The sequence below is a fragment of the Mesobacillus jeotgali genome (assembly GCF_900166585.1).
GTDB classification, from domain to species: domain Bacteria; phylum Bacillota; class Bacilli; order Bacillales; family Cytobacillaceae; genus Mesobacillus; species Mesobacillus jeotgali_A.
Genome location: NZ_FVZC01000007.1, coordinates 652688 through 675897 on the forward strand (window position 1 = coordinate 652688; position 23210 = coordinate 675897).

Consider the following 23210-nt stretch of genomic DNA (forward strand, 5'->3'; position numbering starts at 1 on the left):
GTATAATGGTATCGGAGAAATTGTTATAAAATTTTCACATATAGATACAGCCATACAAGGGGAGAGGGGTAAAAAGATGAATATTGAAAAGTTCCAGGAAAGCATGTACCAGCTGGTTGTTGAAACTTCCACCAACCTGCCCAAGGATGTTCGCAGAGCGATCAAAGCGGCAGCGGAGCGTGAAAACGCAGGAACCCGTTCAGCGATGAGCCTTGATACGATCACGAATAACATAAAAATGGCGGATGACAAAGTTTCGCCAATCTGCCAGGATACTGGTCTTCCAACTTTTAAAATCAAGACTCCGGTTGGTGTAAACCAGCTCGAGATCAAAACGGCAATCTATAACGCGATTGCACAGGCAACTAAGGATGGCAAACTGCGCCCTAACTCTGTGGATTCATTGACAGGTGACAACAGCGGCGACAATCTTGGCGGCGGAACGCCTGTTATAAAGTTTGAGCAATGGGAAAAAGACTATATTGATGCACGTCTGATTTTAAAGGGCGGCGGCTGTGAAAATAAAAATATCCAGTACAGTCTTCCGGCTGAACTGGAAGGGCTGGGACGTGCCGGACGAGATTTGGACGGTATCCGCAAGTGCATCATGCACTCAGTCTACCAGGCACAGGGACAAGGTTGCAGCGCAGGCTTCATCGGCGTTGGGATTGGCGGAGATCGTTCTTCAGGATATGACCTTGCAAAAGAGCAATTATTCCGTACCGTGGACGATGTCAACCCGCATCCGGACCTTAGAAACCTTGAAGAATACGTAATGGAAAATGCGAATAAGCTTGGGATTGGAACCATGGGCTTTGGCGGCGAAACAACGCTTCTTGGCTGCAAAATCGGTGTCATGAACCGTATTCCTGCCAGCTTTTATGTATCAGTTGCATATAACTGCTGGGCATACCGCCGCCTTGGCGTTGCTGTGAATCCTGAAACAGGGGAAATCAAGGAATGGATGTACCAGGAAGGCGAGAAAATTGACTTCTCCCAGCCTGCTGCACAGGAAATTGCCGCAGCTGTTGAAGCGACTGCTGAACAGAACGTTATAACATTAACCGCTCCTATCACAGAGGAACAAATCCGAGAGCTTAAAGTCGGAGATGTTGTCCAGATCAATGGCAGGATGTACACAGGCCGCGACGCAATCCATAAGTATCTTACAGACCATGACGCACCTGTCGATTTGAATGGCCAGGTCATTTATCACTGCGGTCCTGTCATGCTGAAGGACGAAGAAGGAAACTGGCATGTAAAGGCAGCCGGGCCGACAACAAGCATTCGCGAGGAGCCTTATCAGGGAGACATCATGAAGAAGTTCGGAATCCGTGCTGTCATTGGAAAAGGCGGAATGGGCAAGAAGACGCTTGCTGCCTTGAAGGATCATGGCGGCGTTTACCTGAATGCCATCGGCGGGGCTGCGCAGTACTATGCTGACCGTATCAAATCCGTTGAAGGTGTAGACCTGATGAATTTCGGAATTCCTGAAGCAATGTGGCATCTCAATGTCGAAGGTTTCACAGCAGTCGTTACAATGGATTCTCATGGCAACAGCCTGCACGAGGACGTAGAAAAATCATCACTTGAAAAATTGGCGCAATTCGCTGATCGAGTGTATAAATAATGCATTGGGAGGCTTGCTATTATCGGCAAGTCTCCTTTCTGTTTTCAACTGTTTTTACTCCACATTAACTGACCTCTCCTAACCATTGATCGCTATTTTTCAAATTATTTCTTTTCCGCAGTTTTATGATTTTTTCGAGATACCTTTCTCTTTTGCCAAAATGATATTTACTTTCAAGAATTTTTTTTATCTGCTAACAAACAATAAAGAAAAACATCTATGGAGGAACAACATGAAAACGTTAGTTAAGATACTGCTTACGTCAGCACTGCTGCTGTTAATTGCCATGCCAGCTGTGACGAGTGCGGAGGAGAATTCGAACTCTGCCTTGCACTGGGGTTTCAAAAAGGGCCGGAATGAAAGACAGGCTGATGCTGGAAGAATGTTTGAAATCATTCTTGAAGACCATGGAGCCGTTTATAAAGGGGACAAGAATTCTAAGATTTTGTATCTGACGTTTGACAATGGGTATGAAAATGGCTATACCGAGAAAATTCTCGATGTTCTAAAAGAGGAAAAAGTACCTGCCGCTTTTTTTGTGACAGGACATTATCTTGAGAGTGCCCCGGAGCTTGTCGTCAGAATGGCGAATGAAGGCCATATCATCGGGAACCATTCCTGGCACCATCCAGACATGACCAAAATCAGCGATGAAAAAATTAAGAAGGAATTGGAAATGGTTCGTGCCGAAACTGAAAGAATCACTGGGAAAAAGCAAATGAGCTACCTGCGCCCTCCAAGGGGGGTCTTCAGCGAAAGGACAATGGCTGTAGCGAAGGAAGCTGGCTATACTCATGTGTTCTGGTCACTTGCATTCGTCGACTGGAACACCGACCAGCAAAAAGGCGCGCAATATGCGTACGATAAAATCATGACACAAATTCATCCGGGCGCCGTCCTGCTTTTGCATACTGTCTCGAAAGACAATGCAGACGCGCTTGGAAAGGTAATCAGGGATTTGAAAGAACAGGGCTACCAATTCAAAAGCCTTGATGACCTCATGCTCAGCAAAGGCGGCATGAAGAACCCGATGCTGTATTAATGTTTTGATCCCGGCATCTCTCAGGTGCCGGGATTTAAAATTGGAAAATAAACTTTTTCCAGTTCGTCAATAAAATAAAATTATGGCCAATAAACAAGCGGGAATCGCCAATAAAATGAAAATGTCGCCAATAAAATTTCAAAATCGCCAGTAAAGCATTGGTTTTCGCCAATAAAGCAGTAACTGGCTTAAAAAGAAGAGTGAACCCCGCCAATATAGAAGCCTTGGCTCCCAAATGCAATAGCAACTCCATCAAGAAAAAAAGAATCGACTCAAAATAGTCTATAGTTCCCGTAATATCAGCACTATTTTCGTAAAAACAGTGAGGAAATGCTATAATACGGGGAAAATACTTGAGGGCGGTTTGTTTATGTGGGAAGAAAAGGTGTCCATTACCGGGCCATACAATTTTGACCTGGCCTTGAGCCGGCTGGCGCTTGATCCGTTGAACGAAATCGATACAGAGCAGCGTCTTGTTAAAGTACCGCTGGCTTTTGAAAATAAAAAGGTTGTCGCAAATGTAATGGCGACTGGTACACTTGAAAAACCTGAATTCATCGTCACTGCCAGTGATGAAAAAGATAAGGCGCTAAAGCGGCTGACGGAAATTTTTCAGTGGAATGTTGAATTGCTCCAGGTCCACGAGCATTTTCAGACGACCCAGCTAAAAGATTTGTTCAATGCGCATTATGGGACTCCGCTTGTACTGGAATTCGATCCTTTTTCGAGTTTGATCAAGAGCATTATCCATCAGCAGGTAAATCTAAAATTTGCTTTTACGCTGACAGAACGGTTCGTAAAGTCTTTTGGAGATGAAGTGGATGGTGTCTGGTACTACCCCTGTCCTGAAAAAGTAGCCCAGCTTAAAGTAGAGCAGCTGCGTGAGCTGCAGTTCAGCGGGCGGAAAGCGGAGTATGTGATTGGAATCGGAGAGCTGGCTGCTTCTGGACAGCTTGATTTTGAAAAAATGAACCAAATGCCAGATGCCGACGTATCAAAGGAATTGATCAAAATCAGGGGTGTCGGACCATGGACGGTGGAAAATTTCCTTATGTTCGCACTCGGCAGGCCAAACTTGTTCCCGATGGGAGACATCGGCATCCAGAATGCGCTGAAGAAATACTTTGGACTGGATGAGAAGCCCAGCCTGGCTGATATGGAAAGGTACAAGGAGCCATGGAATCCTTATTTAAGCTATGCTTCGCTCTATTTATGGAGAAGCATTGAATAATTGGAGTGAAGTTTGATGAAAAAAGAACAGCAAGCAAATAAGCAGCAAGAAAACAAAGGGAAACCATACAACAAATCCCCGTATAAGAGCAACGGGCAGCAGGCGAAAAAGTCGTCGCAAATGAAAGGGCATGATCAGCAAACGGCCAAACTTGAGCTTAAGCAGACATTCCCGCTGACAATCAAGCGTCTGGGAATCAATGGTGAGGGTGTCGGTTATTTCAAGCGGCAGGTCGTTTTTGTGCCAGGTGCATTGCCAGGCGAAGAAATCGTTGCGGAGGCGACAAAAGTCCACCCGAAATTTGCTGAGGCAAAAATTAAGAAAATCCGCAAACCCTCCCAGCACAGAGTCAGGCCGCTTTGTCCGGTATATGACCAGTGCGGAGGCTGTCAGCTTCAGCATTTGCGTTATGATCAGCAGCTTAATGAAAAGCGTGACATTGTCATCCAGGCATTAGAGCGCCATACAAAGCTTAAGATAGATGAACTCGATATCCGTCCGACGATTGGTATGGAAAATCCATGGGGTTACCGGAACAAAAGCCAGTTCCAGGTTGGCCTTAAGGACGGAAAGGTGCTTGCCGGCCTGTACGGACTGAATTCCCATAATCTGATCAATATTGAACAATGTGCGGTCCAGCATCCTGCTACAACGAAGGCTACCGAAGTTGTAAAAGGTATTCTTGATGACTTAAACATCTCGATTTACAATGAGAAAAAGCATAAAGGCCTCGTCCGGACAATTGTTGCCAGGACAGGAGTCCAAACCGGAGAGCTGCAGATTGTCTTGATCACGACGAAAAAAGAGCTCCCGAAAAAAGACATGATAATCCAAGAAATCAAAAGACGGCTTCCCGAGGTCAACTCGATTGTCCAGAATGTCAATGGCGAAAGGACGTCGGTTATCTTCGGCAGTGAAACAGCCACACTGGAAGGAAAAGACTTTATCCAGGAAACGCTGGGTGATCTGCAATTCGAGCTTTCTGCAAGGACGTTCTTCCAGTTGAATCCTGAACAGACTGTGAAACTCTACAATGAAGCGAAAACTGCAGCCAGGCTTACAGGCCAGGAAAAGGTGGTTGATGCCTATTGTGGTGTCGGGACAATCGGATTGTGGATGGCAAATCAAGCTGGCGAGGTACGCGGGATGGATGTCATTCCGGAATCAATTGAAGATGCGAAAAAGAATTCTATCAAACATGATGTACATCACGCAACGTTCTATGCAGGCAAAGCGGAAGAACTGCTTCCTAAATGGCTAAAGGAAGGATGGCAGCCGGATGTTATCGTCGTCGATCCGCCGCGGACTGGCTGTGACGAGGAATTCCTGAAAACCGTCCTGAAAATCAAGCCGAAAACCTTCGTGTACGTTTCATGTAACCCTTCAACCCTTGCAAAGGATATCCAGACGCTATGCGGCAAATACAAAGTAGAATACATCCAGCCTGTGGACATGTTCCCTCACACTTCACAGATTGAGAGTGTCACAAGACTGGTCCTAAAGTAAGTATAGGCGCCATCCAGATGGAATGGCGCTTTTGCTGCTTAATAGACTTGAACTTCCTGACGGTTCTTTGGATAAACATGGTTTTAAGAAGTAAGAAAGGGTAAAATTCAATTATAAAGACAAAATAACTATGTTAGCCTATAAAGATAAAAGCTGCATGGATTGAGGAGGAAACAGATGATTAGCGATAAGTTGGTAAACGGTTTAGTTGAACAAATGAATTATGAATTTTATTCTGCGCACGCATACATGGCAATGGCTGCGTATTGCTCGGCGGAGAATCTTGATGGTTTTGCAAACTTCTTTTTGGTACAAGCCGAAGAAGAACGGTTCCATGCAATGAAGTTTTACAATTTCATCAACGATTTGGGTGAGCGCGTGACCTTCGATGGATTTAATTCCCCATCAAATGATTTCGAATCTGTCCTGGATGTTTTTGAAAAAGGGCTGGAACATGAGAAGGAAGTCACCCGCCGCATCTACAATCTTGCAGATATCGCACTTGATGAACGTGAGCACGCAACCATGACATTCCTAAAATGGTTCATTGAGGAACAAGTCGAAGAAGAGGCCATGTTCGACAGCCTGATTCAAAAGCTTCGCCGCATTGACAAGGACAGCAACGCATTCTTCATGCTTGAAAATGAACTCGCACAGCGTTCATTCACAGCACCAGAGGGAAAATAAACAAGGCAACAGGGTTCCGGATGGGATCCTGTTTTTTTATGCGGAAGAGAAAAACTGAGCTGAAAAACGGATAAAAAAAGGCAGGGGTATTCAAGCTGTAAAGGAGAACTTCAGCTTGTCCCTGTCGATATATTCCCGGTTGCAAGCAATTTATTCCCGGTTGGGATGAATATATCACCGGTTAGGGGAGTTTTATTCCCAGTTGCAGAGAATTTATTCCCGGTTGGCATAGATTTCATACTTTTGGATGCCAATAAGGTTGGGTCAACAGAGTTTGTCTGCAAGTATAATAAGGAGTTTCTGGCGATTGTAAATGTCAAAAAGAAATCACTCTTGTAAAACTAATGCATGTCTTGAAGAAGAAGTACTAAGTGAATGATAAATTATATGAAACTTGGCCCGCTAACTAATCGTTTAGCGGGCCTTTCTTGTGGTATATGTCCAATAAAAGAGTGCCTTATGTTCTAGTTGCTCATGGGGATAGATACAATTCTATTTATTTGATTACTGTAAAAGTTTCCTTTTTTACAATATTTATATCATTAGGAGGCGTCAAAATGAGAGTTGTTGTCTTCGGTGCTCATAGCAGTGTAGGTGAGCATGTGGTCAGTAAACTGCAAAAGAATGGCTATACATCCTGTGCAGTGGCAGGCAATTCTAATCAAACAGACCTCTTGAAAAAACGAGGGGCCACCGATGTGGTTATTTATGATGAAGGTTTGCTTGCGACATTATTTAAGGGATATGACGCAGTTATTTATCTGACGGGAATAAGTCCAAAGGGACAAACTGGTAAAACAGTCATGGTTGATCACCAATCTGTCATCGAAACGGTCAAAGAGGCTGAAAAACAAGGTGTCCGGCGATTTGTAATGATGAGTGCGGTTATGGCAAATGAAGCGGCAGGTGATGAGTCTCGGGAAATAGGTGCCAAAGAGATGCCAGACGAGCTAATCAGGCAGTCAAAATTGATATATACGGTAGTTCAGCCGGGGGATGTAACAGCTAAGCCTGGTCATGGAAAAATATCGGCGGCTGTGACGCTTAATGGAAAAGATGCTGAAATATCAGGTGAAGACCTGGCAGAAGTTCTTGTCATGTCGCTTGAATCGGAGTCCACTTTCAATAAGACATTTGAAGTTTCAGAGGGCGATACAGTCATATCAAAGGCACTATCTTCATTATAGGAAAGGAGGATCTACATGGATTTGACGGACTATCTGTTGCTCGGCCTGTTTATCTTCATCGCATTAATCATCCTGTTGCCGATTCTGTTATTTATCTATTTATATATGAAAGACGACAAGCAGAAGCAGCATTCCATTTTGAGGAATTTTCCTGTTATCGGAAAGGTACGGTATTTTACTGAGCATATCGGTCCTGAGCTGAGGCAGTATCTATTCAACGCAGATAATGAGGGGAAACCTTTTTCGCGAAAAGAATACCAGGATGTTGTCAAGGCGGGAAAGTATAAGGAGAGATTAATAGGCTTTGGCTCGCTCCGAGATTTCGATGCGGAGGGATTTTACATCAGGAATACCCTTTTTCCAAAGCTGACGGATGAAATGAAGGTCGATAATGCCGAAAAAATAAAAACAAGAGTTTACAAGATTGATGGCGAGGGTCTTTTTACAAGGAAAGAGCATAATGAGGAGAAGCTGGCTGATCCTTATTACCTTCAGGATGATGATGCGGTCGTGGTGGGTGAACATACATGCCGCTTTCCTTTCCGTGTAAAAGGGCAGGTTGGGCAGTCCGCAATGAGCTATGGGGCGCTTGGCGAAAGAGCGATTCAGGCGTTGTCAAAAGGGCTCGGACTCGCAGGAGGCACTTGGATGAATTCCGGTGAAGGAGGATTATCAGACCATCATCTCGTCGGGAATCCGGATATCATCATGCAAATTGGCCCGGATCTATTTGGTGTCAGAAAGCCAAACGGAGAATTTTCCTGGGAAGAATTCAAGAAAAAAAGTGAAATGTCTCAGGTGAAAGCATTTGAAATTAAGATGGCACAAGGCGCGAAGACCCGAGGAGGCCATGTTGAAGGAGAAAAGGTCACCGAGGAAATTGCCAGGATCCGTCTTGTGGAAGTCGGGAAGACAATTAACAGTCCAAACAGATTCTATGAATTCAGTGATGTCCCAACCTTGTTTGAGTGGATTGAAGAGTTGCGTTCAGTTGGCGGGAAACCGGTGGGAATCAAGATTGTCGTGGGTGATTTGGATGCGCTTGAAAAGATGATTTCATTTATGAAGGAAAGCGGGAAAGGCCCAGATTTCATCACGGTGGACGGCGGGGAAGGCGGTACAGGAGCCACCTACCAGGAGCTGGCCGATTCGGTCGGGCTTCCAATCCATTCAGCTTTGCCAGTGGTGGATGAAATGCTCCGGCAGTACGGGATTAGAGACAGGGTCAAGCTGATTGCTTCAGGAAAATTGATCACACCTGATAAAATTGCTATTGCCCTTGCCATGGGGGCCGATCTCGTGAACATCGCCCGCGGAATGATGATCAGCGTAGGCTGTATCATGGCCCAGGTGTGCCACACCAATACTTGTCCTGCAGGTGTAGCGACTACTGATAAGAAGCTCCAGGATGGCCTGGTCGTCGATGAAAAGATGTACCGGGTCGCCAACTATATTATTTCCCTGCGTGAAGGCCTGTATAATCTGGCCGCTGCTGCTGGCCTGGACAGCCCTGTGAAGTTTGAACGGAAGCATATCGTCCATAAAGATGAGCTTGGCCGCATCTCTCCAGTAGAAGACCTGATTATTGCAGCCAGACGGACACAAATGCAAAAAGAACGGAAAATTGATTAATCGAAAGCCAGTCCAATTGCGGACTGGCTTTTAAAATGTTCATCTTTTAAAAATTGTGGAATAATAAGTATCAAACGATTTGTTAGGGGGCTGCTGGATTGGCGGGTAAAACAGCGTTGATTGCTGGTGCGACTGGTTTGATTGGGAAGGAATTACTTCGAATTTTACTGGATGCAAAAGAATATGAAAAGGTAACTGCGATCGTAAGAAGATCAGTTGAGATTGAACATCCCAAGCTGGATGAAAGAATTGTCGATTTCAGCCAGCTTAAGCAATCCAAAAAAATCTTTGCAGCAGATGATGTGTTCTGCTGTCTGGGTACCACCATTAAAAAAGCGAAAACGAAGGAAGCGATGTGGAAAATCGATGTTGAATATCCAGTGGAGATTGCCAGACTGGCCAGCTCGCAGGGAGCAGAAAAGTTTCTGCTGGTCAGCTCGATGAACGCGGATCCAGATTCTTCTATCTTTTATCCAAAAATGAAAGGGAAGCTTGAAGAAGAGATTAAACAGATTCCATTCGAAATGACAGCCATTTTCCGGCCATCACTTTTACTTGGGGACCGGGATGAATTCAGGCTAGGTGAAAAGACGGCTGCCGCTGTTGTAACCAAGATCCCATTTCTATTTAAAGGTCCGTTAAAGAAATTTAAAGCCATTGAAGGAAAAACAGTGGCCAAAGCTATGTACAAGATTGCTCAAACAAACAATAGTGGCCTAACTATTTATCCTTCTGAACAAATACATGAAATTGGCCGCTGACCTATCAGCCATGGAGTGAAACTTACATGATAAACATATTATTGTTTTTAGCTGGAATCATTGTACTTGTCTATTTGGTCCTGAATTTATATCCAGCTTTTGGAGGGAAGTATTCCACTGAGAAGAAGACGGTATATGCACATTCACCGCAATATCATAAGGGAAAGTTCGTCAACCAGATTCCAACCTCATGGGATACCAGTTTCAGTTCCATGGTGTCGATGATGAGGGACTTTTTAAAAGGCAATCCAGACAGGAGGCCTCGCAATCGAATGCCGATGGTCACATTCTCGCCTGATGTAAAAAGTCAGTCAGATGCGAAGGTCACCTGGTTTGGCCATTCCGCATTCCTACTGGAGATTGAGGGGAAGACGATATTGTTCGATCCAATGTTCGGAAAAGCACCGACCCCATTCCCGATCAGAAACCAGCGGTACAGCGGGGAACTGCCCTTCAAAATACAGGAACTGCCGGAAATTGATGCAGTCATTCTTTCGCATGACCATTATGATCATCTTGATTATGGTTCAATCATGAAACTTAGAGGGAAGGTAAAGAATTATTTTACCCCGCTTGGTGTTGGAGCTCATCTTGAGCGATGGGGGATTGATCCCAATAACATCCGTGAGCATGACTGGTGGGATGAATTCACATTCCAAGGACTCAAATTGGCCTGTACACCGGCCCGTCATTTTTCAGGACGGGGACTGACAAATCGTAATTCAACTCTTTGGTGTTCCTGGGCAGTCATTGGCCAGGAAACCAAAATATTCTTCAGCGGGGATGGCGGGTACGGGCCACATTTTAAAGAAATCGGCGAAAAATATGGACCATTCGATTTAACCCTCATGGAATGTGGCCAATATGACGCTCGCTGGGCAGCCATCCATATGCTGCCTGAAGAAACAGTCCAGGCACATCAGGACGTACAAGGAAGATTGATGATACCAGTGCACTGGGGAGCATTCACCCTGTCTCTTCATTCCTGGCATGATCCGGTTGAGAGGGCGGTTCAGGCAGGGGAGGCTGCAGGAGTTCAGATTGCAACTCCTAGAATCGGGGAGTCAGTTACAGTCGGAGATTCTCAGTATCCGAATCTTCCCTGGTGGAAATAAATTTAAACGAAGTCATGGGGATATCCCATGGCTTTTTTTGTGTTTTTTAAAGAGAAAACGGGTGGTTAAAAGTAATCCTGATTATATCGGAATGGAAACCGATCATCAGCCAAGAAACAGCTCCAGTTTCAGAACAAATATAGGCGAACTGGCCTGCGTTTTTGTATTTGATAAGGGATGGTTTTTATTTATTGGCGAAAAGCAAAATATATCGACCACTTCTCAGCATATATCAGCGGATTTTTGATTTTATCGATCACATTCAACGATATATCGATCACTTTTTTCAATTTATCACCCACATCGATTTTTGACATGCCCGTGAGGCCGAAATCTACATTTTAACACTAATATGTAAAAAGTCTTCAATTTAAATGGAACAGTGCTGCCAGCTTTCTGGGTCAATTGTTTCTGTTGTGATGTTCTGCACAATTTTAAACTCCTTATAAGGAATCATTTTTCGCAAAATTTACAATTTCATGATATTTCGACAACTTTCTTACATTATGATTACTTTGGACTTACTTAATTTGAGGAGGATGTCAAAGTTGAAGAAATTGTTTTCTATTTTACCAGCATTTATTTTATTGTTTTCAACTCTATTCCCATCATTCTTGGCCACTGCACCAAGGGCGGCTGCCGCGGGAAGTGGCAATGTCGTCATTAGTGAAATTGCCTGGATGGGCACGAACAAGAGCTATAGTGACGAGTGGATTGAGCTTTACAACAATTCAGGCTCAGAGGTAGTGCTCGATGGCTGGAAGCTTAATGCAGCAGATGGTGCCCCGGCAATCACTTTGAGCGGAACGATTCCGGCAAATGGTTATTTTTTGCTGGAAAAGACCGATGACCAATCTGTCACTGGAATCCAGGCTGACTTGATTTACAGTGGTTCGCTCGGCAACACAGCCGAACACCTAAAATTAATGAATGCGACGGGGGCTGTCATCGACGAGGTCGATACCTGGTATGCAGGCGATAACACTGCAAAAGCAACAATGGAACGCATTGATCCCTCGGTTTCAGGTATTGACTCGACAAACTGGGCAACCGCAAATGCAAGTTATGCAGATGGACTTGGAACACCTAAAGCTTTTAATTCAACCGGAAATGATGGAAGCGGTTCGGGTGGCGATGCAGGAGGGGAAACAGCTCCGCCGGCAGTGCCTAGTGTATGTGATGACAGAACCCAGCGTTTGAATAATGTTTCTGAGGTTGAGGGAGCCATGAATGTTTATTTTAATAAATGTGCCTTCCCGGAATATGCTTCAGCCGGAAATGAAGCCAACTATAATGTGAATTTCGAAGATATATTAATAAAAAGGCTTAATTCAGCAACAAAGAGCATTGATTTTGCCACATATGAAATCAATCTTCCAAAAGTGGTTGAAACTTTAATCCAGAAAGCGGCTCAGGGTGTGGACGTGCGGGTCATTGCCGATTCCAAGGATGCTGCGGACCCTCATTACGCAGAACGTTTTGAAACCATGCGGCTTTATCTGGAAAAAATGCTGCGCGGGCAGGATGCGAAAATAGGCACTGCTGATGATATTGTCATTTTTTCAGACTCCCCGATGTTTGCAGTTGAAGACAGTGCGAAAAGAACCGCAAAAGGATTGCCGGCAAGCGTATCAGATATTCAGCAAGTTACCGTAACAGTCGGAAATAGCCAAACGACGGGCCGTCTTTTAGTAGAAGCTGAGGCAAAATCCGCTGGGAGCTATTATGGGCCTGGAAACCAGATGCATAATAAGTTTGCCATCGTGGATGACCGCTGGGTATTTACAGGAACATGGAATTTCACTGTAACAGGACTGTATGGTTCCGATGAGAACATGCAGCAGGGCATTCTTGACGGCAACCAGAACCAAATTGTCGAAATCAACTGGCCACAGCTTGCCGGAATATATGAAACAGAATTCAATGAAATGTGGGGCAGCAGCGCATTGAATCCTGATCCTGCGGTATCGAACTTTAGCACCCGCAAAACGGATAATACGACACATGTAATAGATATCAATGGAAAAAAAGTTGAAATCTATTTTTCAGCTGGGGACAATGCAGTTGGTAAAATGGCTGATTTGGTTCGCAACGAGGCAGACTTCAATACATATTTCTCGATTTTTGCATGGAGCGATCAAAAACTGGCGGATGAACTGAAGAATAAGTGGGAAGGATCCTACAATGATATGGAAGGAACCTTGACTGGATTTGATGTCAAAGGACTGTTTGACTCAGACTTCTGGAATCAATGGTGGTCCGCGAGTGTCGATATGACCGGTCGCACTGCTTCACAGACCAGTCTGAACAATCCCAACACGCGCTGGAACAATCCCGCACCGGTCTATGCAGATGCAGAAACACGCAAGCTCCACAGCAAGACAATGCTGATTGACGCTGATACGGACAGTGATCCTACTGTCATTGTCGGATCAACTAACTGGAGTAACAATGGCAACAATGTTAATGACGAGAACATGCTGATCATCCACGATTCAGCAATTACCAACCAGTTTCTTCAGGAATTCAACGCCCGCTACGTACAGGCTGGCGGGACATTGCAGTAGCCATTTTCTTCATTAATAACCTATAAAACAAGGCAAAACGATTGAAGTCGTTTTGCCTTTATTCTTTCTTAGTACACTGCCTTTTGCTGAGGAGGGCTCTGATATGAAAATGCTGATATGAAATAGATGGAAGCGAATAGAAAAAAATAGTTCGAATTACATAGTTAAATATATTTCTAACTATCTCTTTATGATAAAATCCAGTATATGGGAAGTGTCAGCTAGTACATACAGAGGATGGATGTAATCATGAATTTTATATTAGGGGCCGCTGCTGGGTTTGGGTTAAGTATCATTCTTCGGTCAATGGTAAAAAAGCCAAAACAGGATGAAGGGCTGGAGCAGGTACAGCGAATTGCCATGCTGGTTGAGAGTTCAAAGGACGTCATTTATTTTTATCAGGTTAAGCCCGAGTTTAAATTCAAATATATTAGCCCTTCACTGGATACTTATTTGGGGTTCGGGGTTGTAGAGGCTGCAATGGGGAATCCATATGACTGCTTTGAGAGGTCTCATCCGGATGATGTGTCCCAGCTTCATGATAAAGTGACTGGCAATCTTGATTACTCCAAGCCGATTTTGCAGCGATGGCTTGGTCCAGAGGGGGAGTACCTCTGGTTTGAGGAGTACGCAAGCCCGGTTTATGAGGATGGTCAGCTGGTGGCTGTTCAGGGAATCATCCGAAATATTGATGATAAAGTAAAGCTGCAGGAAGACCTTGAGTTCCGTATTACTCATGATGCATTGACAGGAATCCATAATAGGGCTTACTTTGAAAAACAGGCAGCTTTTTATAATAAAAAGAATGTTCCTGCTGCGATCATTTTGTGCGACCTGGATAATTTGAAGACCACGAACGATTCTTTCGGCCATAAGCAGGGTGACCTGCTGTTGATTGAAACAGCCAAACTGCTCGCTGCTTTTACATCAAACGAGATTTCGGTATCGCGAATTGGCGGAGATGAATTCGCCCTTCTTTTGCGCGGGAAAAGCGAAGAGGAAATCATAAATCTCGTAAAATTCATCCAGTCTTCAATTGAATTATATAATCAGGAAAACCCAAATTGTCCTATAGGACTTTCCATAGGTCATGCTTATACCAGCCGGTCAATGGGCAGGATGGAAGAGTTAATGGCTTTGGCTGATACAAGGATGTATGATGCGAAAAGACACAGAAAGAATTATTCATATCGATAAACACCTATGTCCAGACAGGCTGCGATGACTCTCATAAGTTGTGTGTTATTGGTGCAGCCTGGTGATATTGCTCAGCAACGCCGTCAGTTTGCTAAAAAATAGAATAGGTGCAGTCAATAGGATTGCAGGACTTATAATTATCTCGCTGGGAATTCTAGCGTTTATTCAATAGTTTTGGGGGTGGATAATGTGCTTTGGGAAGGAGCAGCCGGTGTATGCATCAACCGGCATGGAGAAATGCTGATGGTCCTGCAGGGGAAAGCAGATGAGAAAAAGCTATGGTCTGTCCCTGCAGGCGGGAAAGAACGCGAAGAGACTTTTGAGCAATGCTGTATCAGGGAAGTATTTGAAGAAACCGGATACGAAGCAGAAATCATCCGGCCGCTTTTTGTAAAAACTGGCATGTATTCTGGAATCAATGTAAAGGTTCAATACTATGAGATAAGAATAGCCGGAGGAGAAGCCATGATCCAGGATACCGATGGGTTAATCCATGAAATTGCCTGGAAAAGGGTAGACGAAATGGAAACAGAGGAATTTGGTTTTAAAGAAGACATCCAATTTTTAATTGATTTTTCAAATGGGCTTCAAATAATATAGAAAAACCGCATGGATTGCCATGCGGTTTGTTCGTTTATACCAATTTCTCTAAATTCACCCGCTTATGAATCGCCAGCATCACTGGTATGCCTACTGCCATTACAGTGAATTCACCAGCAGCTGTGGTGAGCCAGGTGAACCAGAACGGAAGCTGAAAAGCAAGATTCAGTTCAATTGCAATCAGGAACATTGTGAAGGTAAAAACAATGGTGTTCACAATCATCCTGCCCATGATGTTTTTAATGTATTTTGCTGTAAAGATCGTAATCAATAAGGATAGCACAGACTGGCCGACACCAAAAACAAGGTCATAAGCGACCATCGGGGAGAAGAGCAGGTTAGTTAAAAACACTCCCAATACAATCCCAAAGAAATACTTTTTGTTAAAGACAATCAGGTGATTGAACATTTCCGATACACGTAACTGTACATTGGTAAAGCCGAATGGCTGGATGACAGCAGAAACGGCGATATATAAAGCAGCCAGGATCCCGTTTCGGACAATTGTTTTAGTATTCATTTTTTATCGCTCCTAGTTTTTTTACGTGGGATGGTTACGAACCACGATATTTTATAGCCAATTGAATATTATATAGGATGTATGGCCCTCTAACAACAGGATATTTTTAGAATGCTAGTTTGAGATGAACGAAATCTTCAAAGTGCAGATTATCTCGGTCTAAAATATCTTTATTTTAAAATAAATGGTTTGGTTGATATAATTTATTCAATGCAGAAGTTAAAAATAGAGTTTGAATTATAAATGAAGAATTTCCGGAAAGGAGTTATAGAAATGTTTAAACGAGATATAAAGAAGCATTGGAAAGTTCAATTTGAAGAGAGGGGCATGCCTCATGTCCAGGCTGGCCTGGTGCTGAACCCGCAAAACTGGCGGGAATTGGATCCTTTCATTTTAATGGCAGAAGATTGGTTCAAACGGGGCACTTTTTCTGACCATCCCCACCGCGGCTTCCAAACGGTTACCTTTGTTATTGACGGAAGGCTGGAACATATCGATAATCATGGCGGCCACAGTATCCTTGAAGCAGGGGACATGCAGTACATGAATGCAGGGAGCGGAGCACGGCATGCTGAAGAGGCAGTCGAACAAGATATTGCCCATACTCTTCAATTGTGGCTGAATTTGCCTAAAAACCTGAAAGATACAACTACTTCCTATCAGAATGTTTTATCCGAAGAGGCACCTGTTGTCCAATTCAATGGCGGGACACTGAAGGTTTACTCAGGAGAAACCGCCGGTGTAAAGGGACCGCTTGAACCACTGGTGCCTTTTGCTTTATCAGAAGTTTTGCTGGCTCAAGGGGCTGAGTTTTCATATGAGCTGCCAGAGGGACATAATGCATTCCTTTACGTACTTTCCGGTGATCTCGAGGCTGGTGAGAGCCATATCAACCTTAAAAAATCCACCGCAGCGACCTTGACCTTCAATGACGGTGGTGAAGGCTTAAGTAAGCTATTTTTGAAAGCGAATAAGCGCTCAAGAGTATTAATCTACTCCGGTCAGCCAATCAAAGAGGAAGTCGTTGCATACGGGCCGTTTGTCATGAATTCGATGGATGAAATACGTCAGGCATACCGCGAGTACCAGGAAGGGAAATTCGGAGGGGAAGCGAAATAAATTAACAAGAAATATAAAATTTTTATTTATTTTTCCCTGTCGAAAAAGTAAGATAAAAGTAGAATTAAAATCCGATAATGGCAAACTCAGGGAAATCTGGGGACGCAAAGCTACAGGGGCTAAAGTCATGACCATGCCAGCCAGTTGCCGAAGGTTCACATAGTCTATGTATGTGTGCTGCTCTTCGGACAGCACTTTTTTTGTCGATTTTAATTCCACTATATATATGGGGGGAATTGGAATGAAAAAACTATTGGCAACAGCAATATTGACCGGAGTGCTTGCTTTTGGCACAGGAGTTTCCGCTGACGAGGTAAATGAAATCGTAGATCCTGGAACAACACCCGATGAATTTTTATTTACATTTGACCAATTATTTGAGGAATTGAAACTTTTAGTTACATTTGATGATGAAAAAGATGCCCAGCTGCTTCTTGAGTTTGCTAGTGAGAGATTGTCCGAAGCTACAGCTATGTCAGCAGAGGAAAAAGCAGAATACGTACAACAGGCTTTTGAAGATTATTTAGAAGCACTTGAGGAAGCGCAAGAGAAGGTCACCGAAGTAATTGTAGAAGAAGGGACCGATTCAGAGGTTGAAGATCAGCTTGTGGAAGAGCTTGAAGAAGCAGCTGACATAGAGGAAGAGATTTCCGAAGAACTTGAAGATGAGCTTAAGGAAGAGGTTGAAGAAGCAGCTGAACAGGCGAAGGTCGTTGCAAATGTCGTAAAGGACCTGGATCCAGAAATGGTATCTCAGCTGCGCGAACAGGACCTTGGATATGGGCAGATTGCACAAATCTTCTGGCTGGCAGAAGCAGCTGGCAAGACAGTAGAGGAAATCGCTGCTTTATATACCGAGGAAAAAGTTGGATTTGGACAGGCAGCCAAGAAGCTTGGCGTCCATCCTTCACAGATGAAAGGTCTTGCATCGGGCAAAAAAGAGTCTGATGGTGATGATGAGGGAGAAACCGTTGAAAGCGTAGATGATACGGAGACAGAAGCTTCTGAAGAGGCAGGCCAACCGGAAGAAGAAACTGTAATAGAGGATGTAAATGAGGAGCAAGAAACAACTGAACAGCAAGTAAATATTGCAGCAGCTACCAGCACAGCAGCAGTATCTGCTGCTGCAAACGCTCAAGAAAAGAAAGCAAATGCAGAAAAGAAGGCCGAAGAAGCCGCTGTGAAGGCAGCTGAAAAGAAGGCCGAAGCTGTTAAAAAAGCAGAAGAACAAAAGCGGGCCGCAGAAAAGAAAGCTGAAGAAAAGCAAAAAGAAGAAGCCAGGAAAGTAGTCGAGAAGCAAAAAGAAGAAGCCAAAAAAGCTGAAGAGAAGCAAAAAGAAGAATCAAAAAAGGCTGAGGAAGCTAAGGAAAATAAAGAAAAACAAGCGGACGATGAAGAACAGGCCGATGAAACCAGCAATGGTCATTCTGACAAAGGTCATGATAAGAAAGAAGGAAAGTAATCGTCTGGAGCAGCAGAAGAAAACATCAAGAAGCTAAGGAATTGACTGTATTCATGTTTTCATGTACCATGATAGTATCAATTGAATATTCCTCCTAAAGGGGAGTAGCTTTTACAACAGAGTCGTCATTACGGAGTTCGCTCCCGGCTTTGTTGGCAACAATCGTTGTTAGCAAGACCTTTGCCAAATTTGGTGAAGGTCTTTTATTGTTTTTGTACCTTCACCGGAGCAGGTGAAGGTTTTTTTATACTCACCAAAGAACGTATTTGTCTGCAAAGGAGAACCGCTATATTCATAGTCCGTTTAAGACATTAATACAGGACGTCTGGTCTGAAACAGACGAAAGGGTCCATCGCCAACCTATTTATTATTCACTCAGAGGCATTTTCGCCCTTTTAAACATAAATTTAAGTAATGGATATCTTAGAGAATTCCCTGGCACAAAAGTTTGAACAGCAGGTTATTCGAGTAAATATGCTAAGTATCCAAAAAAGTTGCGATTTATGGAGGACAACATGCTATTAAGGAAGTATATGTCATTGCTTGGGGTAGGATCTGCTCAAATTGACCTGATATTGAAGAAAGATATTATTTCTCCTGGAGATTCTGTGCATGGGAAGTTTTTAATTAAAGGCGGGACGGTTGCCCAGGAGTTGCAAATGATTGAATGTGCCCTCGTCATGGTAGACATGAAGACTGAAAGAGAAGATGTGCTGGATAAGGTAGTAATAGATGTAGAGACGAGGATACAGCCAGATGGGGATGATGTGGTGCCATTCACATTCAGGCTCCCATCGAATGTTCCCCCTTCTAACAAAAATATTTCTTATCACTTTAAAACAAAGCTTGTCTTCAAGCAAGGAATCGAGAGTTGGGATGAAGATATGATAAAGGTTGTGAAAGGCTGAATGGAACTCCGGTGAATTCAGGATGGCTTAAACTACAGAGAGAGGAGTGGGGAGTATGAACCAATTTGAACATCTGGCGAAAAGTGTTGTTTATTCAATACAAGGATCGAAAGTGGCTTTGGTTCATAAAGACAGAACATTAAAGCTGATTGGGGAGGGCAGGAGTGCTTTTGCGTTCTTAATCGAGGGTACGGATTTGGTTTTGAAAGTTTTCTTCCCGCAGTATTCCAAAATTGCCGAAGAAGAGGCGGAAATTTACCAGCAGCTTACAGGAAATGATTTTTTTCCTGAGCTTCATGAATCTGGGAGCAATTACTTGGTTATCGACTATGTCCGTGGTTTGACGCTCTATCAATGTTTGGTAAATGGAATGCCGATTATTCCGGATCATATTGAGGAGGTCGACCATGCTCTTAAGATGGCTAGAGAGAAAGGCCTTAACCCTTCCGATATTCATTTGAGGAACATCATCATCACACCAGACGATGATGTCAAGCTTATCGATGTGGCGAGATTTCGGCAGACGAAGCAGTGCTCTCAATGGGATGATTTAAAAACAGCATTTTATAAATTTTATACCCATGATCGTTTCCCGAAAAGATTGCCCGAACCTGCTATGAATTTGATTGCATTTTTCTATAAAAAAGGATTGCTTCCATCTATTAACTAGTAGTGGTTGCGATCCTTTTTTTAAAATTACATAAAATATATAGGATGAAAACAGCCTTGATTTTGGACAGCCATAAGTTCAAAAACTTGTCCTGCATTGCAATTCTGCGTTATGATGGTTTATAACAGTGAATTTTGAATGTAGTGCGTTTTGACATATAGATTAGATTGCATTTAACACGTGGAGGAATACCAATGACTAAAGAATTACAAGCATTAGGCGAAGCAATTATTAGCAGGAAGCATGAAATTGCAAAGGCTGTCCATGAGCACAGATATTCTGGAACTGTTTTGACGGAAGCCCAGAAATATGATCTTGGTAAAATTGAACAGCAGATCCTTGAAGTCAGAGCCAACTTCGTGGAATTGTTCGGGGAAGGTTTGATTGGGCATGAAGACACCAATCAAGTATTCGATAAAATTACAAACTGGGGAAAAGAAACCGGTGAGTATATCTATAAGCTTGGTGCTTCTCTCGATGAGGCATTAAAAGATACAACATTTTATCGTGAACAACTGTGGAAAGCAATTAGAGAAGAAGCAAAAGATATGCCCGCTGCTGTATTCTTTGATGTTTTGGATGTGATTGATCCGTTAATGGATCATGCTATCTATAGCTTCAGCCTAACCTTTGTCGAAGCACACCAAAAGAGTCTTGAAAATGCCAAAACCGCATTGCTTGAACTTTCAGTACCAGTCGTTCCGCTAATGCCTGGAGTCGGTGTACTGCCTCTTGTCGGTAATGTGGATACGGAAAGAGCTCAGCTATTGATGGAAGAGACTCTCGATCAGGCTGTAAAACTAAAGCTGACCCACCTCATATTTGATGTTTCCGGAGTTATGATCGTTGATACAATGGTTGCCGATCAGCTGTTTAAAGTCATCAGCGCACTATCCCTCGTTGGTGTAAAGACCATCATGACCGGTATACGCCCAGAGGTTGCCCATACGATGGTGACGCTTGGCCTCAACCTCGAAGGAATCATGGTTAAATCGAACCTTCACCAGGCTTTTAAGGAAATCCAGAACTTACAGAATGCATAATAATTAAAAAGCTGCCGAGGCAGCTTTTTTTCTGTTTAGGAAATTATAATTAACCGGGTTGTTGAGAACTTTATTTAGTTTCTTAATCCAGCTCCAGCGCCTAGCGCCTCGAGACGCTTCGGTGGTCCGCCGAAAAGCCAAAGAACGACTTCACTGGTCGGCCCTCCAGCGCTTGTCGGGGCTGACCAAGGCGCTTACGCTTTTTGTTCTTGGACATAATTAGGAGGATTTTTCATTTTAAAAAGAGAATTAGGTAACGACTTGATTTATGGGAAATCTCAGACCTGATACGAAAAAATAAGACACTGGAGGCAAGAAAATGGCTGATATTATATTCCGTACAGTGGAAGAAAAAGACATTCCTGATTTGTATAATCTGATGCTTCAATACATTGTGGATTTTTACAAAAAGCCGAAACCTGAGGAAGGAGAACTGAAAAACCTGATTCAGCATTTATTGGAGCATCCTGACTCAGGTATACAGTTTGTTGCTGAAAAAGGGGGACAGCTGCTCGGGTTTGCAACCTTGTATTTTACCTTCAGTACTTTGCAGGTAAAACGAGCGGCCATCCTGAACGATCTATTCATCACAGAGTCTGCACGAGGCGAGAAAGCGGGAGAGCAGCTTTTTAAGAAATGTCTATCATATATTAGAGAAAAGAATTTTGCGTATATGACATGGGAAACGGGTAAGGAAAACTTTGCAGCCCAGGGGCTTTACAATAAAATGGGTGGGAAGCAGTCTGATTGGCTAGTATATGAAATAGAATAAGGAATGTATGATGAAGCAGACCTCCCTCTCCCGAGTCTAATCCCGTGTAATTTAAAAGATTAACACCTATACTATATTGTGAATAATCAATAGGAGGGATTCATTATGCAGATTGAAATGTGGACGGACTTTGCTTGACCATTCTGCTATATTGGCAAAAGGCGTCTGGATGACGCTATTAAACAGATAGACCACCCGATTGAAGTTACGTACCGATGCTTCGAGCTAGACCCGAACATGGAGCGGGATATAGATTATAATATGTATGAAGCTCTTTCAAAGAAATATGGGATGAGTATTGCGCAGGCAAAAGCCAGCACACAGAATATGGTGCAAATGGCAAAGGAATCAGGCCTGGAGTATAATATTGATACGCTGATTTTAACCAATACATTTGATGCCCATCGTTTGACGATGTTTGCTAAAAAACATGGACTAATGGCAGAGATGACGGAAAGGATTTTGCGTGCCTACTTTACGGATTCAAAGCATATTGGAGACCATGAAACACTTGCCGAATTGGCAGTAGAAGTGGGACTGGATCGTGATGCAGTAGAAAATATGCTGGCAAGTGATGAAATGGCAGATGAAGTGCGTGCTGATGAGAGAACTGGCCAGCAGTACGGCATCACGGGTGTACCTTTCTTCCTGATCAACAAGAAGTATGCCATTACAGGCGCCCAACCAACAGAAGTTATTGTCCAGTCATTGAAAAAAGTCATTGCCGAGAATCAAATCACCGTTTTAAACAACGAAGATGGAATGATTTGTGATGATGATGGTTGTGAAATCCCCAAGAAGTAATACAAAAAGAACTAGTCTTTGCTAAGACTAGTTCTTTTTTATGATTAAATAAATTCCACAAGCTCTTCGATTGGAATACGAGTTGTTTTGTGTCCGGGCACAGCTGCCTTGCCAAGTGAGAGCAATAATACTGGCATATAGCGCTCATCAATTTGGAATCTGTCAATCAGTTGCTGCCTGTTGAAACCGCCCATTGGAACAGTGTCATATCCGCGTGCCTTAGCAATGAGCATAAGCTGCATTGACACAAGTCCAGCGTCGAAGGATGCAATGTTTTCTCTCATTTCCAGGGGAATAGATGGGTATAGTTTATTTGTGTTATCAATCATTCTTCCCATCGTGGCTTCATCCATATAGCCAGCTTCAAAGGAACTTCTGTACACCTTTTCACCATTGCGATACATTTCTCTATCAGCAAGGACGGCAATCACCGCGGAAGAAGTTTCAACCTGTTCCTGATTATTAGCGATGGCTCTCAATTCTTTTTTTGCTGCCTCATCCTGGATGACGATAAACTTCCATGGCTGCAGATTGCTTGAAGAAGGAGCAAGTGCAGCTTCTTTTAAAATATCTAAAATCTCTTCCTGTGAAATCTTGAAGTCGGGGTCATACTTTCTGACAGAACGTCGCTCCCGGATGACTACAGAAAGACTCGTTTCAGATGTATTCATTATTATCTAAACCTCCAAAGATGTAGTTACTTTTTGTAAGCAGTATTAAGATTACTCTCCAAAAGTCCATAAGTCAAACATGTTGT

21 protein-coding genes and 2 riboswitches are annotated in these 23210 nt (G+C 43.4%); of the genes, 19 read left to right on the forward strand and 2 right to left on the reverse strand.

The annotated features are described in order from the left end of the window. The first annotated feature begins 76 nt into the window (after positions 1-76). From B5X77_RS04540 to B5X77_RS04610, 12 genes are all read left to right on the forward strand, one after another. On the forward strand, positions 77-1630 hold the full coding sequence (locus B5X77_RS04540; protein ID WP_079505520.1) for a fumarate hydratase: 1554 nt from the start codon (positions 77-79) through the stop codon (positions 1628-1630). A 232-nt stretch (positions 1631-1862) separates the two neighbouring features. Then, positions 1863-2672: a delta-lactam-biosynthetic de-N-acetylase gene (pdaA, locus tag B5X77_RS04545; RefSeq protein ID WP_079505522.1), complete on the forward strand. Its 810-nt coding sequence runs from the start codon at positions 1863-1865 to the stop codon at positions 2670-2672. Positions 2673-3042: 370 nt separating this feature from the next. Next, positions 3043-3903 (forward strand): DNA-3-methyladenine glycosylase family protein, encoded by an 861-nt coding sequence (locus B5X77_RS04555; RefSeq protein ID WP_079505526.1) that lies wholly within the window; start codon positions 3043-3045, stop codon positions 3901-3903. A 120-nt stretch (positions 3904-4023) separates the two neighbouring features. Further along, on the forward strand, positions 4024-5409 hold the full coding sequence (gene rlmD, locus B5X77_RS04560; protein ID WP_079505899.1) for a 23S rRNA (uracil(1939)-C(5))-methyltransferase RlmD: 1386 nt from the start codon (positions 4024-4026) through the stop codon (positions 5407-5409). Positions 5410-5586: 177 nt separating this feature from the next. After that, complete coding sequence (locus B5X77_RS04565) at positions 5587-6096, forward strand: ferritin (RefSeq protein ID WP_079505528.1); 510 nt, start codon at positions 5587-5589, stop codon at positions 6094-6096. Between the two features lie 557 nt (positions 6097-6653). Further along, entirely contained in the window at positions 6654-7283 is a 630-nt protein-coding gene (locus B5X77_RS04575; RefSeq protein ID WP_176167233.1) for an NAD(P)H-binding protein, read from the forward strand. Positions 7284-7298: 15 nt separating this feature from the next. Then, positions 7299-8915: an FMN-binding glutamate synthase family protein gene (locus tag B5X77_RS04580; protein ID WP_079505534.1), complete on the forward strand. Its 1617-nt coding sequence runs from the start codon at positions 7299-7301 to the stop codon at positions 8913-8915. A 98-nt stretch (positions 8916-9013) separates the two neighbouring features. Then, the gene (locus tag B5X77_RS04585) at positions 9014-9676 is read left to right on the forward strand and encodes an oxidoreductase (RefSeq protein ID WP_079505536.1); all 663 of its coding nucleotides are present in this window, start codon (positions 9014-9016) and stop codon (positions 9674-9676) included. A 212-nt stretch (positions 9677-9888) separates the two neighbouring features. Continuing rightward, complete coding sequence (locus B5X77_RS04590) at positions 9889-10791, forward strand: MBL fold metallo-hydrolase (RefSeq protein ID WP_257391738.1); 903 nt, start codon at positions 9889-9891, stop codon at positions 10789-10791. Positions 10792-11330: 539 nt separating this feature from the next. Next, positions 11331-13358: a phospholipase D-like domain-containing protein gene (locus B5X77_RS04600; RefSeq protein ID WP_079505541.1), complete on the forward strand. Its 2028-nt coding sequence runs from the start codon at positions 11331-11333 to the stop codon at positions 13356-13358. Between the two features lie 249 nt (positions 13359-13607). Continuing rightward, complete coding sequence (locus B5X77_RS04605) at positions 13608-14555, forward strand: sensor domain-containing diguanylate cyclase (RefSeq protein WP_176167234.1); 948 nt, start codon at positions 13608-13610, stop codon at positions 14553-14555. Positions 14556-14744: 189 nt separating this feature from the next. Then, positions 14745-15155, forward strand: coding sequence for an NUDIX hydrolase (locus B5X77_RS04610; protein WP_257391723.1), 411 nt, complete (start codon positions 14745-14747; stop codon positions 15153-15155). 34 nt (positions 15156-15189) lie between these two features. Here B5X77_RS04610 and B5X77_RS04615 read toward each other — a convergent pair whose 3' ends face one another. After that, positions 15190-15675, reverse strand: a complete 486-nt coding sequence (locus B5X77_RS04615) for a QueT transporter family protein (protein ID WP_079505545.1) — start codon at positions 15673-15675, stop codon at positions 15190-15192. Positions 15676-15681: 6 nt separating this feature from the next. Next, positions 15682-15726, reverse strand: a riboswitch (PreQ1 riboswitch). A 222-nt stretch (positions 15727-15948) separates the two neighbouring features. Here B5X77_RS04615 and B5X77_RS04620 point away from each other — a divergent pair. The 7 genes from B5X77_RS04620 to B5X77_RS04650 all read left to right on the forward strand — a co-directional run bounded on the left by B5X77_RS04620 (position 15949) and on the right by B5X77_RS04650 (position 22453). Then, complete coding sequence (locus B5X77_RS04620; protein WP_079505547.1) at positions 15949-16794, forward strand: pirin family protein; 846 nt, start codon at positions 15949-15951, stop codon at positions 16792-16794. Between the two features lie 69 nt (positions 16795-16863). Beyond that, positions 16864-16946, forward strand: a riboswitch (cyclic di-GMP riboswitch). Between the two features lie 89 nt (positions 16947-17035). Continuing rightward, positions 17036-18256 (forward strand): DUF5667 domain-containing protein, encoded by a 1221-nt coding sequence (locus tag B5X77_RS04625; RefSeq protein WP_079505549.1) that lies wholly within the window; start codon positions 17036-17038, stop codon positions 18254-18256. 515 nt (positions 18257-18771) lie between these two features. Beyond that, entirely contained in the window at positions 18772-19164 is a 393-nt protein-coding gene (locus tag B5X77_RS04630; RefSeq protein ID WP_079505551.1) for a sporulation protein, read from the forward strand. A 55-nt stretch (positions 19165-19219) separates the two neighbouring features. Continuing rightward, positions 19220-19834 carry a serine/threonine protein kinase gene (locus B5X77_RS04635; protein WP_079505553.1) on the forward strand — a complete coding sequence of 205 codons (615 nt, stop codon included), beginning with the start codon at positions 19220-19222 and terminating at the stop codon, positions 19832-19834. A gap of 194 nt (positions 19835-20028) precedes the next feature. After that, positions 20029-20877, forward strand: coding sequence for an STAS domain-containing protein (locus B5X77_RS04640; RefSeq protein WP_079505555.1), 849 nt, complete (start codon positions 20029-20031; stop codon positions 20875-20877). A 319-nt stretch (positions 20878-21196) separates the two neighbouring features. Beyond that, complete coding sequence (locus B5X77_RS04645) at positions 21197-21649, forward strand: GNAT family N-acetyltransferase (RefSeq protein ID WP_079505557.1); 453 nt, start codon at positions 21197-21199, stop codon at positions 21647-21649. 150 nt (positions 21650-21799) lie between these two features. Beyond that, positions 21800-22453 carry a DsbA family oxidoreductase gene (locus B5X77_RS04650; RefSeq protein WP_257391739.1) on the forward strand — a complete coding sequence of 218 codons (654 nt, stop codon included), beginning with the start codon at positions 21800-21802 and terminating at the stop codon, positions 22451-22453. Positions 22454-22497: 44 nt separating this feature from the next. Here B5X77_RS04650 and B5X77_RS04655 read toward each other — a convergent pair whose 3' ends face one another. Further along, positions 22498-23124: a nitroreductase family protein gene (locus B5X77_RS04655; protein WP_079505559.1), complete on the reverse strand. Its 627-nt coding sequence runs from the start codon at positions 23122-23124 to the stop codon at positions 22498-22500. Positions 23125-23210: the final 86 nt, after the last annotated feature.